14 protein-coding genes are annotated in these 13,420 nt (G+C 61.1%); 7 read left to right on the top strand and 7 right to left on the bottom strand.

The window, feature by feature from the left end; all coding sequences use genetic code 11:
• Window positions 1–11 precede the first annotated feature (11 nt).
• From EYW45_RS19795 to EYW45_RS19815, 5 genes are all read right to left on the bottom strand, one after another.
• The gene (locus EYW45_RS19795; RefSeq protein ID WP_161137195.1) at window positions 12–1,103 is read right to left on the bottom strand and encodes an FUSC family protein; all 1,092 of its coding nucleotides are present in this window, start codon (window positions 1,101–1,103) and stop codon (window positions 12–14) included.
• 136 nt (window positions 1,104–1,239) lie between these two features.
• Complete coding sequence (locus tag EYW45_RS19800; RefSeq protein WP_161137196.1) at window positions 1,240–1,596, bottom strand: YgiW/YdeI family stress tolerance OB fold protein; 357 nt, start codon at window positions 1,594–1,596, stop codon at window positions 1,240–1,242.
• Between the two features lie 275 nt (window positions 1,597–1,871).
• The gene (locus EYW45_RS19805) at window positions 1,872–3,284 is read right to left on the bottom strand and encodes a sensor histidine kinase (protein WP_161137197.1); all 1,413 of its coding nucleotides are present in this window, start codon (window positions 3,282–3,284) and stop codon (window positions 1,872–1,874) included.
• Window positions 3,281–3,937: a response regulator gene (locus EYW45_RS19810; protein WP_161137198.1), complete on the bottom strand. Its 657-nt coding sequence runs from the start codon at window positions 3,935–3,937 to the stop codon at window positions 3,281–3,283. Before EYW45_RS19810 ends, EYW45_RS19805 begins: the two co-directional genes overlap by 4 nt.
• A 149-nt stretch (window positions 3,938–4,086) precedes the next feature.
• A complete protein-coding gene (locus tag EYW45_RS19815) occupies window positions 4,087–5,097 on the bottom strand; it encodes a class I SAM-dependent methyltransferase (protein ID WP_161137199.1) in 1,011 nt (336 codons plus the stop codon).
• A 590-nt stretch (window positions 5,098–5,687) separates the two neighbouring features.
• Here EYW45_RS19815 and EYW45_RS19820 point away from each other — a divergent pair.
• From EYW45_RS19820 to EYW45_RS19830, 3 genes are all read left to right on the top strand, one after another.
• The gene (locus EYW45_RS19820) at window positions 5,688–6,578 is read left to right on the top strand and encodes an extracellular catalytic domain type 1 short-chain-length polyhydroxyalkanoate depolymerase (RefSeq protein WP_235939164.1); all 891 of its coding nucleotides are present in this window, start codon (window positions 5,688–5,690) and stop codon (window positions 6,576–6,578) included.
• Between the two features lie 54 nt (window positions 6,579–6,632).
• Entirely contained in the window at window positions 6,633–6,836 is a 204-nt protein-coding gene (locus EYW45_RS19825) for a hypothetical protein (RefSeq protein ID WP_161137201.1), read from the top strand.
• A 137-nt stretch (window positions 6,837–6,973) separates the two neighbouring features.
• Window positions 6,974–7,897: an alpha/beta fold hydrolase gene (locus tag EYW45_RS19830; protein WP_161137202.1), complete on the top strand. Its 924-nt coding sequence runs from the start codon at window positions 6,974–6,976 to the stop codon at window positions 7,895–7,897.
• Window positions 7,898–8,002: 105 nt separating this feature from the next.
• On the opposite strand, the gene EYW45_RS19835 is transcribed toward EYW45_RS19830, so the two are convergent.
• Window positions 8,003–8,920, bottom strand: a complete 918-nt coding sequence (locus EYW45_RS19835) for a LysR family transcriptional regulator (RefSeq protein ID WP_161137203.1) — start codon at window positions 8,918–8,920, stop codon at window positions 8,003–8,005.
• Window positions 8,921–9,062: 142 nt separating this feature from the next.
• Here EYW45_RS19835 and EYW45_RS19840 point away from each other — a divergent pair, with 142 nt between their 5' ends.
• The 3 genes from EYW45_RS19840 to EYW45_RS19850 all read left to right on the top strand — a co-directional run bounded on the left by EYW45_RS19840 (window position 9,063) and on the right by EYW45_RS19850 (window position 11,842).
• Window positions 9,063–9,545: a PACE efflux transporter gene (locus tag EYW45_RS19840; protein ID WP_161137204.1), complete on the top strand. Its 483-nt coding sequence runs from the start codon at window positions 9,063–9,065 to the stop codon at window positions 9,543–9,545.
• A gap of 165 nt (window positions 9,546–9,710) precedes the next feature.
• The gene (locus EYW45_RS19845) at window positions 9,711–11,381 is read left to right on the top strand and encodes an NYN domain-containing protein (RefSeq protein ID WP_161137205.1); all 1,671 of its coding nucleotides are present in this window, start codon (window positions 9,711–9,713) and stop codon (window positions 11,379–11,381) included.
• A gap of 128 nt (window positions 11,382–11,509) precedes the next feature.
• Window positions 11,510–11,842 carry a hypothetical protein gene (locus tag EYW45_RS19850; protein WP_328703663.1) on the top strand — a complete coding sequence of 111 codons (333 nt, stop codon included), beginning with the start codon at window positions 11,510–11,512 and terminating at the stop codon, window positions 11,840–11,842.
• A 172-nt stretch (window positions 11,843–12,014) separates the two neighbouring features.
• Here the strand turns inward: EYW45_RS19850 and EYW45_RS19855 are convergent, their stop codons facing one another.
• A complete protein-coding gene (locus tag EYW45_RS19855; RefSeq protein ID WP_161137206.1) occupies window positions 12,015–12,290 on the bottom strand; it encodes a hypothetical protein in 276 nt (91 codons plus the stop codon).
• Between the two features lie 82 nt (window positions 12,291–12,372).
• On the opposite strand from EYW45_RS19855, the gene EYW45_RS19860 reads away from it, so the two are divergent.
• The gene (locus EYW45_RS19860; RefSeq protein ID WP_161137207.1) at window positions 12,373–13,242 is read left to right on the top strand and encodes a pirin family protein; all 870 of its coding nucleotides are present in this window, start codon (window positions 12,373–12,375) and stop codon (window positions 13,240–13,242) included.
• Window positions 13,243–13,420: the final 178 nt, after the last annotated feature.

Genomic DNA, 13,420 nt, shown 5'->3' on the forward strand with positions numbered 1-13,420 from the left:
CGCGGAGGCGATCAGTCGCTGGCCGATTGTGCCGAATCGGGTTTCGTCTCGCCGGCCAACTGACAGATCTGCCGATCCATCGTGCGCCACGCCCAGTTGATTGCACCGATTTGATCGCGCTCGGCGATGGAGAGAGCCGCGTTGGCGGCAATCATCTCGCCGGATGCGGCCTCCAATGCCTTGAGTTCGTCGGCGAGCGGGTGCGGGGCCTCGATCTCGCGGCCCACCGCCAACGAGGCGGCGATCTGCGCAAGGGTGGTGGTGGCGGCTAGCGTGATGGCGCGCAGCGGAGCGCCCAGCACCTCGCACGCGCTTGGCGGCAACGGCGCCCAGCCTAGCCGTTCCAGGATGGCGATGGTATAGCGCAGCCGTTTGATTTTCTCGTTGTGAGTATGACGCGGCGCGTGCTTCTTGGGCCGCCAATCGAAACGCTCGCGGGATTGCCACATCGTGGCTTGCACATCCTCGAGTGCACGATCGATGCGGCCATGCGTCAACGTGAAATCCTGCGCTTTGCCGCAGTCCAGCAGCCGTTCGGTGCAGCCTTCGAGCAACTCGTTCATGGCCAGCACGGTATCGGCGAGATCCTGATTGGCGCGCTTGCGCGAAGACACCGGCAGCACCACGGCTCCCGCGAGTGCCGCCGAGAGCGAACCCAGTGCAATGGCCCAAACCTTGGCCAGTGCGCCTTCAAACATCTGGAGCTCAGGCGTGACCGTCAGGATCGTGACGGTGACAAGTCCGTAAGACAAGGCCGGGCGGTAGACGCTGATCAAGCTCATGGCCCCGACGCCTACGACGAGCGGAATCGAAGGCGGCAGCTCGAATTGCACCATCAGCCACACCAGCCCGCTGCCCAGCAGGGCACCAACCAGCGCGCCGAAGACGCGATCCATGGCCGAACCCAGCGTGCCGCCCAAGCTCGCTTGAACCACGAACAACGCTGAAAAGACGGCCCAGGAAATATCTGAGATCTGCGCGAAACGGCTGACCACGTACGCCAGAATGACGGCAACGACGGTTTGCAGGGGGACGCGAACGTCGTCGCGATGGATGCGCCGGGCAAGGCCCAGCGCTTCAAATTTTTGACGGACAGATTGCACAACGCCTAGCAAAGCACTTCCCAAATTTCATGACAGCCGAGAGGTGCGCTAACCGCATGTGCTGTTCCTGCGGTGTGATCGATGCGCCATCACCGTCTCTGTCGATCGGTGTTAGGCGCATCGAGGCTGATCACGTTTACAGCAAGCGCACGCTGTCGACGTCGAACTCGACCTTGTTGCGATCCTTGTCCAGTTCACCGGTCAGTTCAACCTGACGCTTGTCGTCGAAGGCTTGGCCGGCGGGCATGCGCTTGTCGGAAATCTCGACGCTCATGCGGCCGGTGCTGTCTTCGAACGTGTAGTGCTTCTTGCCATCGTGCGACACGATGCGGCCTTTCAGGATGGCCTTCTGATCGTCCGTGCCGCTATCCAGCAATTGCTTCACGGTGCTTTGCGGAATCGAGCTGGGACCGGTGTATTGCGCGAAGGCGGCGGTGGAGCCGGCGCTCAACAGGGCGGCCAGGGCAAAGGCGTGGATCGTGTGCTTCTTCATAGTGGCGATTCCTTCGTGTTGGAGGTATGTGGTGGTTTGGAGCTTTCATTTAACCGCCGCAACATGAAGCGAATCTGAGGACACCCAATCGACTTGAAACGAGATGTGCCGCGTGCGATCCGAATGTATGAACGCATCATCTCTTCAATGCGTGCCGCGTCGCGTTATGCCGCATCGATTCGCATCCAATCACGCATTCAAGCAAACCACCTATCGCTCACATAGGCTGCGCGCGTGCGACGACTGGGCGCCTTCGCCACACATCGGGTCGCGCATCACGCCGATTTCGGCAACTGCAGCGTCACGCATAATCCGCGGCCGTTGTCTCCCGGAAGGAACGACAACGTGGCGCCATGCAACGCGGCGATGCGCGCCACGATCGAAAGTCCCAAGCCGCTGCCGGTGGTGTTGCTGCCCAACACGCGAAAGAACCGCAGCGTGAGCCGCTCCCGATCGGCGTCGGATACGCCAGGTCCATCGTCGCACACGCGGATCTCAACGCTAGTGCCGATTGCGCGCGCCGTCACCTGCACCTGGCCGTCGTCCACGCCATACTTCACGGCATTGTCGATGAGATTGCGTATCGCGCTGTAGAGCAACTGGCGATTGGCGAGCACGCTGTCCACATCGCACGCAACGTTGATCGCGATGCGACGCGCTGCGGCGGGCGGCGCACTGGCTTGCACGGCTTCGCGAATCAACGCCGCCAGATCCACCGGCGCACGTTCAAGCGGCGTGCCTTCCTGCGGATCGAGCCGTGCGAGCAACAACAGATTTTCGACGAGCGCGGTGCTGCGCGCCACATCCTGCCGCAGTTGCAATAGATCGTCCTGCAGCGCCACTGGCGCCGATGTGCCGTAATGCCGTTGCATCAATTGAATCTTGGAGCTCAATCCCGCCAAGGGCGTGCGCAATTCGTGCGCGGCGTCTGCCGTAAACCGGCGCTCCGATTCGAGCGTGGCCGATAGTCGGCCCAACACCAGATTCAGCGACGCCAGCATCGGTTGCAACTCATGCGGCTGATGCGTATCCGGCACCGGCGTCAGGTCGTTGGGCGACTTGGCTGCAATGCCTTGCGCCAGCGTTTCGAGTGGCCGGAGCAAACGCCGGATGGCGATCCAGTTCACCAGCGCCAGCAGCAGCCACAGGCCGATTGCAGGCCAGGCCAGATCTTCGATCGTTTCGTAGAGCAGATCATTGCGGTCGTCCCAGTGCTGACCGATCTGCACCGAGATATCGGGATTGTCTTGCCGCAGCACATACACGCGCCACAGTTTGCCGTCCACCCAGGTGTTGTAGAACCGGTCGCTTTTGCGATCGCTATCCACAAAGGGGCGCTTTGGGGCACCGCGCGCGCGGCGCACCACATCGCCGTCATCGTCGATCAGTTGGTAGTACAGATGCACGCGCTTGCGCGGGTTGTCGACCTGCTCGTCATCGTCATTCAAGACGCCGCTGCGCGCCATCGATGCGCCCAAGGAGATGGTGAGTCTTGCGCCTTCTTCGAGGGCATCGTCGAAAGCGTCGCTCGTTTCGTGCCACGCGATGCCGATCACGATGGCCACGCAGATCAAGCCGCACACGATGCTAGATCCTACGGTGGTGGCAATCAGGCGCCGGCGCAGCGAATAACCCCGCCCCGCGCGACCGCGTGAGAGGCGTTGCCGCCACGAGGCAAGGGCACTCATTCGCCCAGCCTGTAGCCTTGGCGCCGCACGGTGGCGATGGCCTTGGTGCCGAGTTTCTTGCGCAGGTTGTAGATATAAACCTCGATCGCGTTGCTTTCGACCTCGTCGCCCCAGCTATACAGCGCATCTTCGAGTTGTTCGCGCGACACGATGCTGCCTGGCCGGCGCATCAACGTGTGCAACACGGCAAACTCGCGTGCCGTGAGCATGACGGCTTCGCCATCCAGCGTGACGCGTTTGGCCACGGGATCGAGCGCCAGCGTGTCGTGCACCAGCAGGGGCGATGCACCGCCATGATGCCGGCGGCAGGCCGAGCGGATGCGCGCCGAAAGCTCTTCCAGATCGAAGGGCTTGACGAGATAGTCGTCAGCGCCCAAATCCAAACCCTGCACGCGATCGTTGATGCCGTCGCGAGCGGTGATCAGCAGCACCGGCGTGGTGTTCTGCCGCGCACGCAGTGCGGTGAGCAGGGCGTCGCCGTCCAGACCCGGCAGTCCCCGATCGAGGAGGATGCATTGATAATCGTGCGTGCGCAGTGCCGCGTCTGCCAGATCGCCACGCACCACCCAATCGACGGCATAGCCGTCAAGTTGCAGCCACGATTGAATCGTGCCGCCCAGGGAGACGTCGTTTTCGGCCAATAGAATGCGCATGGGTTCGAGCCTAGCGGGTGAGGATGAAGCGAATCTTAAGGGGTTGGGGCGGCATGCCGCCAAATCGATCCAGGCGCACCTGTTGGAGGCCTATTTCAGCAGGCCTATTTCAGCAAGCCTCTTTCAGCAAGCCTATTTCGGCAAGCCCTTTACTGCGCGCCAAGCGCAAGCGCAGCCTGGTTTTGCTCGTCTTGCGTGGGCGGGCCCGACCCGTCGATCGCGGGGGCAGCGCCCTCGCGGGTGGCCGAAAAGGGCGTTTTGCCTGAGGCGTCGGTAATCGTCCCGCGCAGACGATCGCCGTCGATATTGCCTTCGAACTTCCGCGGCTTGCCGTTTTCGTCGATGATCGAAAACGCAACGGCCTGGCCCGTTACGCGGGCCTGTTCGACGGGTTGACTGCGTTGATCGATCGTCATCGTGCCCTTGAGCAGTTGAAACGACTGCTGTAGCGACAGCACGGCGGGCTTCGCTTGCGATCGGGTTGTCGATGTTGTCGATGTTGACGTGGACGCTGACGTGGATATCGATGTGGATGGCGATGCCGAGTTCTCGTCGATGCGCCACGTGCCGCCCGCATTGGCGGGAATGATCCACAGAAAGCCGGGGCGGCCTTGCAGTTCGGCCTCCTGATCCGGCGACCATCGGCCCATATCGAAATAGTGCGAGACGATGCGCGTTCCGGGCGCCATGGCCATCAGCTGCGGCCGCAGCTTGAGATTCAGTTCGGGCAGCAGATACAGGGCCACCACAGTGGCGTCGGAAAAATCATGCTTGAAAATGTCGCCCTGGATGAAGCGGGTTTTTTGGCTCACGCCTGCGTCGGCCGCAGCCGCTTCCGAGTGCGCGACCATGCGGGGATCGAACTCCACCCCACGCGCGGTGGCGCCAAAATCGCGTGCGGCCATGATCACAATCTTGCCGTCGCCAGACCCCAGGTCGACGAGTTTGTCGTTGGGGCCGAGTTTGGCCATCGTCAAAAGGCGCGTGGCCAGCACATCCGGGGTCGGCAACCACATCACGTCCTTGCCTTTCTGGCCCAACGCCGGCGCGAATGTCGCCTGTGCGGCAGCAGGCGCCACGTCGGACGCCGCAAATGCGGTGGCGCCAAAGGCCAATGACAAGGTGGTAAGGGCGCAGATTCGCGCGAATGCACTCGGCATAACGGTCTCTCCATGTCTGTTCGATCGCGCCATCCCGCAACGGCGCACGTTTGACGCAACTTTAACTGAGCGCCGGTGCGGTTTCGGAGGGGACGTGAATGGCACGCAGGCTGGCTTGTCGCATCGTTCACCGGAAAACGTCGATACAGGCGCGGCTACTTGGCGGCCGAGCAGTCTCAACTCGAATATGACGCCACCTAGACCCCGTGCCTTTTTCTTTTTTTGGCGACGATCATGGTTTAGGCTCGGTGTATGCTGCATCGCAACAAGGTTTGCATTGTGCAGGCCGGTGGAAAAGGGTGCGGTGATCTGGCCCCCAATCATCAGGGTGAGGTTGCATGGCGCGCAAACGGTCGTCGTTGTTGATTCCAACGCTAAAAAAATGGTCCCGGTTACAGCGAACGCTGCTCGGGTTGGGGCCGCTTGCGCCGGTCAAGCGCAGTGCAACACGCAAGAAGCCTCTAGGTGGCTCGCGAACGCTGTTGGCCCCAAAGCCCACGGCGCTGGTGCGTAAACCCGGAGTCGTGCGCCGCCCGGTTGGTCCGAAAACGCTGCGTCCATCAGCCCTTGGCGCAGGCGACTGCCGGCACATGACCTTTTTCGCCAAGCCCGAGGGGGCGGCCGCCATGGTGCGCCTGTCATACGCCTTGTACTGGCCCAAGCACGCCGATCTTGCAAATTTGCCGCTGATGGTGATGCTGCACGGCTGCCAACAAACCGTTCAGGATTTTGCGGCAGGTTCACGAATGAACCGACTGGCCGATAAGGAAGGTTTCGCGGTGCTGTATCCGCAGCAGTCGCGCACCCGGCAATCGCATCGCTGCTGGCGCTGGTTTCAGCCCGACGACCGCGGCGGTTGTCTTGAAGCCGATGCGTTGGCGATGTTGATTCATGAGGTCTTGGCACAGCACCCCCTCCTGGATGGATCGCGCGTGTATGTGGCGGGACTGTCGGCTGGCGCCGGTATGGCTGCACTGCTGGCTTTGCGGCATCCTGAGACCATCGCGGCCGTGGCCATGCATTCTGGCCCGGTCGTGGGCGATGCGCTCGATGTTCGGGCAGGATTGCGCACGATGAAGCAGGGCGCCGAGGGCGAAGTGGCGGCCCTGGTGGCGCCTTATGCGAACACAGCCAATGCCATTCGCTTGCCGGCCATGGTGCTGCATGGCAAAGAGGATGCCGTGGTCGCCCCGCGCAACGCCCACCAACTCGTGGAGCAGTTTCTGCACGTCAACCAACTTACCGGCGCGAAACCGACCAGCGTCAAGAGTTTGGCTGACGGCAAAACGGGCGCATACCGGCGCACCGATTACGTGAAGGGCCGCAAAACGCTGGTGCGCTGGTGCGAACTTGCCCATGTGGGCCACGCGTGGAGTGGCGGCGACGAGGCCTTGAAGTTCAATACCCGCAGCGGCCCCGACGCTTCTGTTTTAATCTGGCGTTTCGTGTCTGCGCATCGGCGGACACTGGCCCCGGTTTGACCGGGGAAGTTTGGTCTGGCGCCGATGAGCGCCCGGCGTATCGAGGACATCATCATGGCAAAGAAAAAAGAAGAGTTGGATCCGGAAACGTTGGAACTCATCCAGTGGTGCACGGAAGTCGAGGGATTTCTCGTGGCGGCCGGCGCCACGCTGGAGCAGGCGCAGGAACACATCGACGAGCAGGCCGAATGGTTTACCGATCAGTTCTATGAAGGCTTGACGCCGGAAGAGGCCGCGCGCGCAGCGTTGAACGATTGAAACGAATCCGTTGAATTGCTGCTTATGACGAAAGGGTGAATCCCGCCCGGTGAAACGATCCGCCGCGAGGTTGTCTTTATGATGGAGCGCGAGGCGCAGGCAACCTGCCATCAAGCGCCCGCGTTCAGGAGACAGCTTTGCCGGCATCCGCATCCCAATCAACATCGTTTTCAACCGCAGCGCTCTTTCCGGGTTTCACACAGGAAACGGTGGATGTGGGCGACGGCGTGCACATCAACTGCGTCGTGGGTGGCGACGGACCACCGTTGCTGTTGCTGCACGGCCATCCGCAAACGCATGCGATCTGGCACCGCGTAGCGCCTACGTTGGCGCGCACCCATACCGTGGTCGCAGCCGACCTGCGCGGTTATGGCGAATCCGCCAAGCCCGAAAGCACTTCGGATCATCTGCCGTATTCCAAACGGGTGATGGCGCAGGACCAGCTGCGACTGATGGCGGCATTGGGTTTCGATCGCTTCGATGTGCTGGCCCACGATCGTGGGGCACGTGTGGCGCATCGCTTGGCCGCAGACCATCCTGAGGCCGTACAACGCCTGGCGATGCTCGATATCGCGCCCACACTGGCCATGTATGCCCAAACCACCGAAGTGTTTGCACGAGCGTATTGGCATTGGTTTTTTCTGATCCAGCCCGCGCCGCTGCCCGAACGCCTGATCGAGGCCGATCCGCGCGCCTATGCGCGCGACGTGATGGGACGCCGTAGCGCCGGGCTGGCGCCGTTCGACCCCGTGGCGCTGGCACATTACGAGCACTGCCTCACATTACCTGGCGCGGCGCGGGGATTGTGCGAAGACTATCGCGCGTCCGCCGGGATCGACCTGGAACACGATCGGGCAGATCGCGATGCAGGCCAGATGCTCGAGATGCCGGTGCTGGCGCTATGGGGAGAGGCGGGGGTGGTGAACACCTGCTTCAAACCGCTGGAAGAGTGGCGCTTGGTAGCACGCAATGTGGAGGGTGGAGCGTTGCCGTGCGGTCATTACGTGGCGGAAGAAGCGCCCGAAGCATTGCTTGAGCGCGTGGTGCCGTTTTTCGCCTGACGGCAAGCGCGATAGGCAAACGGGGGAGGTTGCAGGTCAAATCGAGAGGCTGGACGCTTGAGATTATCTTGCGGCTCGCTTCTAAGACTTGAGCGACCACATCGGCTATTTTTTGCGTGGATCGCGCTTTGTGTTGCGGCCCGCCGTTTCGCGCATCAACTCGATGAATCGCTGAGCACCCAGCCCCAGCGGTTGCTCGTTTGACCACACCACGTCCACCCACAGCCTGAGCGCGTTGCTGATATTCGCAAACCTGATTTCCTGCAGACTGCCGCTCGCCAGCAACGGCTCGATCAACGTACGCGGCAGATACGCCCACCCCAAGCCGGCCTGAACCAAGGTGAGGGTAGCCAAGTGACTATCCGTGCGCCAAATCTGGCGCCCGACCAGAAATTTGGGATCCGCCACGCCCGCATCGCGACCTGCTACCGCAATCTGACGGATATTGAGCAGATCGCTGTGATTCAAACGACCGCCGCGTTTGCTTAACGAGGCATGGCCCGGCGCGATTACCGCCACGAACAGCTCGTCGCTGTACTCGATGAACTCTTCCCGCTCATCCGTGCCTGGGCGCTCGAAAACGAGCGCCAATTGCGCCTCACCGTCGAAGAGGCGCTTCAAGGCATCGGCTTGTGGCGCCGAAAACACCTCCACTTCCAACGATGGAAACTCGGCCGCCAGGATGGCCAGCGGCTCGCTCCATGGCGCAGAAAGCAGCTCCGGCACCACCACGAGCGACAGCTTGCGCTCGAGACCCTTGTGCAGCGATAGCGCATGCGCCTGCAACTGCCGCAGTTGGCTGGCAAGCAGCCGCGCTTGCGGCTCGAGCGCCAGCGCGTTCTCGGTCGGCTGCGGCTCCCGGGCCGACCGATCGAAGAGCGCCATATCCAGCTCGGCTTCAAGCTGCGAAATCGTCATGCTTACGGCCGACGGCACCCGCCCCAGCGCGCGCGCGGCGGCTGAAAACGAGCCGTGATCGAGCACGGCGAGAAACACGCGGACGTTGTCACTGGAGAAGGCCATGACGTCACAGTAACAGAGGTCTATCAGAAAAATTGAAAGAACCTAACTTTTTTGTTCTGAATCTGCGGCATAACATTTGGGCTGTGTTAGCGGATGAAGCGATTCTGGATCGTGCTCCCGCGAAGCGTTAGAGGACATTACCGTGCAAGGCATTAAACGCAAGATAGTCTACGTCACCCTTTACGAAATCATCGCCATCGCGTGCACCAGCGCAGGCTTGGCGCTGCTTGGCGGCCATGGCGGCGCGCAGGCAGGTGTGGCCGCCGTGGGCGCGTCCGCGATCGCCGTGGTCTGGAACCTGATCTATAACGCCGCGTTCGAATCCTGGGAAGCCCGGCAAACCGTGCGCGGCCGCGGCATGCTGCGCCGGGCGGCACACGCCATCGGCTTCGAGATCGGCCTGGTCGTGTTTATCGTGCCGCTCTTCGCCTGGTGGTTGAAGGTGTCGCTCTGGGAGGCGTTTTTGCTCGATCTGGGCTTGATCGTGTTCTTCCTGGTCTACACGTATGTGTTCAGCCTGGCGTTCGACCGCGTGTTTGGGTTGCCGGCGTCGGCAACGGCAAAGCCGGAGGGTGAGCCAACTGCAGAATCGACTGCACCGACCAGCCTGTGCGACGCACGTTGAGCGCTGTGGTTGATATCCAAGTGGTGCACCTATTGCCAATAAGGGGCACGCCTCCTAAGTGACGTCGGCCGCTCTCATTCATGAGGGCGGCATGACTCGTCCATGAAGGCCGCATCTGTTAGGATCGAACGATTGCCTGACAGGCGCCTTCGGGCGACATTTTTTATGAATTCCTCCAACGAAAACGTCAGCATGGCGTTGTTCTGCGACTTCGAGAACGTCGCACTCGGCGTACGCGACGCGCAATACGAAAAATTTGATATCAAGCCGGTGCTTGAACGCTTGCTGCTCAAAGGCAGCATCGTCGTCAAAAAGGCGTATTGCGACTGGGAGCGCTACAAAAACTTCAAAGCCACGATGCACGAAGCCAATTTCGAATTGATCGAGATTCCGCATGTGCGCCAATCGGGCAAAAATTCGGCTGATATCCGATTGGTCGTCGACGCACTGGACCTTTGCTATACCAAGTCGCACGTCAACACGTTCGTGATTATCAGTGGCGACTCCGATTTCTCCCCGCTTGTCTCCAAGCTGCGTGAAAACGCCAAGCAAGTGATCGGCGTGGGGGTGAAGCAATCGACCTCCGACCTGCTGATCGCCAACTGCGACGAATTCATTTTCTACGACGACCTCGTGCGCGAAAGCCAGCACGTGGCTGCCAAGCGCGGGGCCCGCAACCCGGCACCGGCCGCGAACAAGCGCCCGGCCGATGCCGACCGCCGCCGCAAAGACGATCTGGACGTGCGCCGCGGCAAGGCCATTGACATCGCCGTGGAAACGTTCGACGCGCTCGTCTCGGAACGCGGCGATAGCGGCAAGATCTGGGCTTCCGTACTTAAAGAAGCCATCAAACGCCGCAAGCCCGATTTCAACGAGTCGTACTATGGCTTTCGCGCCTTCGGCAACTTGCTCGAAGAAGCCCAATCGCGTGGATTGCTGGAGTTTGGCCGCGACGAGAAATCCGGCGCCTACGTGTATCGCGCCAATAGTGCGCAAGGGCAGGGCGACGCTTCAGCCAGCGACATCGCCGCTGTGCCGGCAACCGCATCATTGCCCGGCGTAGAAGAAGCCCCCACCAAACCTGAATCGCGCCGCAGAACGCGCGGCGGCCGCAAGTCGGCCGGCAGATCCGCTGACGCGCAAGCGAACGACCAGCCGCGCCGCGCGTCGTTCGACGATGACCAGAATTATCAGGATCCCGATTACCAGGCGCCGGTGTATCAAGAGCCTGAGTATCAGGCGCCCGCCGAACAAGCTTATTCCGAACAGGACCAAGGCGACGACGCCACGCATTACGACGGCGGTGCCGCTCAGGATCCGTGGGGCGAGCCAGCCGCGCCCGACGCCGCACCTGCACGCACGCGCACGTCATCGCGCCGGACGAGCGCACGCTCACGCGCATCCGACCGCAAGCGCGAAGCTGCCAATCCGTTTGTGGAACCGGCGCAAACGCCCGAACCGCTGTCGTCATTGGAAACGGCGGAATCGCCTGCAACGGGCCGTGCAAGGACGACCGCAACCGCGCCCGCATCCGCAGGACGCCGTGCTTCTGGTGCCCGTGAGGATGCCGCTTTATCTGACGCGGCAACGACATCGAATGGGGATGCGTCGTCCGAAGCGCCGGCCCGCCCCGAGCGCCGTCCGCGTCGTAGCCGCACACGAGTAGAGACGACAGCAGCGGCGGAGGTACCCACGGCTTCTGCAGCACCGGTGGCGGCTGAGGCTGCAGCGCCCACCGCCGCCGCAGACGCCGCACCGGAAGCCTCGCCCAAGCCTATCCGCAAAACCCCGTCGCGCAGCCGACGCCCGCGCAAGGCAGCACCAGCCGAGGAGTAAAGCGTGGTGCGGAGGCGGCCAGCAGGCTGACCGCCTTCGCCTCCGTATCTGCCCGTGCCTGCATGGCCGTAGGCGAAAAGCCACTAAACTAGCGGTTACCCTGTTATTGACCTATCACCGGAGCGCCCGTGCAAGAGCCTTACCTTGCCATCAAGAACTTCATGGAATTCATCGGACTTCCATGGCAACTCGGCAAGACCTTCAAAGCCGAACTCAAGTGCACCTATCGCATGGGCAACACACGCCCGTTGACGATCGAGCGCACCGTGGTCGAGTTCTATTGCGACGAAAAACGTGCCAAGGTGTTTGTGCCCGAGTTTGCCCGCACCAGCTTTCACGAGTGGTTTGAAGTGCCCCGCCAAACGTTCGACTACGCACCCGGGGGCACCATGCTCAAGATCCGCAACCCCGCGCACGGCAATCAGGCCGCGTATACGGTGGGCATCAAGCCGATCGCTTGATTGAGTTGGTTAGCATTGCGGATCGATAGTGGATCCGCAATCCGCGATCGGCCTTCGCCATTCATGATCGTCAGGTATTGATCGGCAGGCAACGATCGTAATGCGACTTTCACTGATTGATGATCGCCAATCCTCGTTCGTTGCCGATTGATCGGCGATCAACCGTCAGCGATCACACGTCGAATTTAGGTTGTTGGCCCAGCCCGGCCAACGTCTCGTCCGCGCTCTGCGCGTACGCTTCCGCGAGATACGCCTGATCCGGCTCTTGGCTCAGATCACTGAGCGTGTCCGCCACCTGCTTCTCAAACACACTCGCCACGTGATCCGGATCGGGCACCGTGGCCATTACGGCGTGCAACGCCTGGCGCGTGGCCAACAACTGAAAAATCAAGCTGTTGATGGTGCGCGTGTGCTGAATGGTCAGCCGCTCGACGACGTCGGGTTCCATGGCGGGTATCCTTTTGGTATTCAAATGAAGCCGTCGATTCTAGCGCTGCGCGCGAATCGTGTGCTCTCGCCAAGAGGTTTACATGAGCCGTACCGTCCGCACCCTGCATCCCGCCCATCGCGATGATATCGGCGATCTCATCACGCGCCGTCCCTTGCCTGGCCCGCGTCTGGCGCAGTTGGATCCGTTTCTCTTTCTCAATCATCATGGCCCGATGCAGTATGGGCCGAACAATCAGGGGTTGCCTTTCGGTCCGCATCCGCATCGCGGTTTTGAAACCGTCACGTTCATTCTTGAGGGTGATCTGGCGCATCTCGATAGTGGTGGGCATGCCAGTGTGATTCATGCCGGGGGCGTGCAATGGATGACGGCGGGGTCGGGCTTGATCCACGCCGAGGTGTCGCCTTCGTCGTTTAAGCGATCGGGTGGACCGTTGGAGATTTTGCAGTTGTGGGTGAATTTGCCGAGCCGCTTGAAGATGACCGCGCCGGCTTACACCGGGCTGCAGCGCGAAGATATCCCGGTCGTTACGCTTGATGATGGGCGGGTGACAGTGGATGTGATTGCGGGTGAGGTGTTTGGGGTTTCGGGGCCTGTGGCGTCGTTGACTGGTGTGACGATGACGACGGCAGCGCTGCGGGCGAGTGGCGAAGTTACCTTGCCGGCACCGGCGGGGCAGGCTGTGTTCATGTATGTGGTGTCGGGTGAGGTGTCGATTGGTGGTGCGGCGGTGGCACCTTGGCAACTGGTTGAGCTGAATGATGATGGCAATGATGTGAAGGTTGCCGCAGTGACCGATGCTCGGCTGTTGTATGGGTATGCTGCGCCGCTTGCTGAGCCCGTGGTGGCGCAGGGGCCGTTTGTTATGAAGACGCGTGAGGAGATTGCTCAGGCGGCAAGGGATTATTACGATGGAAAATTTGGTGGGGTGCCGAATTTAAGTATGGCTTAAATCAGCAAACTGAGCTTGGGAGTCGGTTTCGTCTCCAGCAATCCTTGATGCAAGCGTTGATCTGCTATTAGCTAACGTTTCGCTTATTTGAAATAAATTAACGTACAGTCGCAGCAATTTCACCAATTTGAGATTGAATATTTTTACAGAATCTGGACTATACCGCGCCGGAGGATGC

This window comes from Schauerella aestuarii (genome assembly GCF_009866805.1).
GTDB classification, from domain to species: Bacteria; Pseudomonadota; Gammaproteobacteria; order Burkholderiales; family Burkholderiaceae_B; genus Schauerella; species Schauerella aestuarii.

Bases quoted from the DNA above. Each gene is read 5' to 3' on its own strand.
- EYW45_RS19800 (WP_161137196.1), bottom strand. From the start codon at position 1,596: ATGAAGAAGCACACGATCCACGCCTTTGCCCTGGCCGCCCTGTTGAGC.
- EYW45_RS19805 (WP_161137197.1), bottom strand. From the start codon at position 3,284: ATGAGTGCCCTTGCCTCGTGGCGGCAACGCCTCTCACGCGGTCGCGCG.
- EYW45_RS19810 (WP_161137198.1), bottom strand. From the start codon at position 3,937: ATGCGCATTCTATTGGCCGAAAACGACGTCTCCCTGGGCGGCACGATT.
- EYW45_RS19815 (WP_161137199.1), bottom strand. From the start codon at position 5,097: ATGCCGAGTGCATTCGCGCGAATCTGCGCCCTTACCACCTTGTCATTG.
- EYW45_RS19820 (WP_235939164.1), top strand. From the start codon at position 5,688: ATGACCTTTTTCGCCAAGCCCGAGGGGGCGGCCGCCATGGTGCGCCTG.
- EYW45_RS19825 (WP_161137201.1), top strand. From the start codon at position 6,633: ATGGCAAAGAAAAAAGAAGAGTTGGATCCGGAAACGTTGGAACTCATC.
- EYW45_RS19835 (WP_161137203.1), bottom strand. From the start codon at position 8,920: ATGGCCTTCTCCAGTGACAACGTCCGCGTGTTTCTCGCCGTGCTCGAT.
- EYW45_RS19845 (WP_161137205.1), top strand. From the start codon at position 9,711: ATGAATTCCTCCAACGAAAACGTCAGCATGGCGTTGTTCTGCGACTTC.
- EYW45_RS19855 (WP_161137206.1), bottom strand. From the start codon at position 12,290: ATGGAACCCGACGTCGTCGAGCGGCTGACCATTCAGCACACGCGCACC.
- EYW45_RS19860 (WP_161137207.1), top strand. From the start codon at position 12,373: ATGAGCCGTACCGTCCGCACCCTGCATCCCGCCCATCGCGATGATATC.